General features: G+C 66.4%; 1 protein-coding gene. It reads left to right on the top strand.

Annotation, left to right across the window (positions count from 1 at the left end; all coding sequences use genetic code 11):
* Window positions 1-210: DUF1329 domain-containing protein (locus J0A65_RS27090; RefSeq protein WP_206597251.1), on the top strand; the 210-nt coding region annotated here is incomplete at its 5' end.
* Window positions 211-292 lie beyond the last annotated feature (82 nt).

Here is a 292-nt window from a genome sequence, read left to right as displayed (position 1 = left end):
CTGTGGCACGTCAACCTGGCGTTCACCAAGAATGCCTACGAGGTGCCGGTCATCGCCCCGGTGAACATCGTCTACCACGACCTGATCGCCCGCAGCTATACGGTGATCGGTCTGCGCAACAACGAGAAGGCGCCGCGCCAGTACCATCTGTCGCCGCCGCCGGCGAGTTACTTCACCCCGGCCAGCCTGCGGCGCAAGGGTACGCAGTAGTTCCGGGTCAGGGCGTCTGGCTGTCGCTGCGGCTGGCCAGGCGCTCAAGGGCGGCCTTCAGGCTGGGGTCGCTGATGCCCTC

This window comes from Bowmanella yangjiangensis (assembly GCF_017255015.1).
Taxonomy (GTDB): domain Bacteria; phylum Pseudomonadota; class Gammaproteobacteria; order Enterobacterales; family Alteromonadaceae; genus Bowmanella; species Bowmanella yangjiangensis.
This window is presented reverse-complemented; position numbering and strand designations above follow the sequence as displayed.